The organism is Pseudoalteromonas sp. MER144-MNA-CIBAN-0113 (genome assembly GCF_040308965.1).
GTDB lineage: Bacteria > Pseudomonadota > Gammaproteobacteria > Enterobacterales > Alteromonadaceae > Pseudoalteromonas > Pseudoalteromonas tetraodonis.
The window spans coordinates 1-246 of the sequence record NZ_JBEOOG010000524.1 but is presented as its reverse complement, the minus strand read 5'-3'; the positions used below and the strand labels follow the sequence as shown (position 1 = coordinate 246).

At 50.8% G+C, this 246-nt stretch carries 1 protein-coding gene; it reads right to left on the bottom strand.

The genetic code is table 11. The features are described 5' to 3' along the window. Positions 1-246, bottom strand: a 246-nt coding sequence (locus AAEY57_RS20785) for an amidase family protein (RefSeq protein ID WP_350608757.1), incomplete at both ends; no start/stop codon positions are given.

Sequence of the window (246 nt, the reverse complement as noted above, 5' to 3'; positions counted from 1 at the left end):
ATGGTAGAGTGTTGCAAATGATGGTCGGTGTGCTGCTGGAATAGATGCGCAGTGGCCAACAGCTTGCTTTCTTGCCAATACTGACCGATCAATTGTAAGCCAACAGGCAAGCCTTCAGACGTCAGACCAACAGGCTGACTGAGCGCTGGTAGACCGGCTAAGTTAACACCGATGGTATAGACATCGCCCAAATACATCGTTGCAGGGTCAAGATCTTCAGCGAGCTTATAAGCAGCGGTTGGTGCC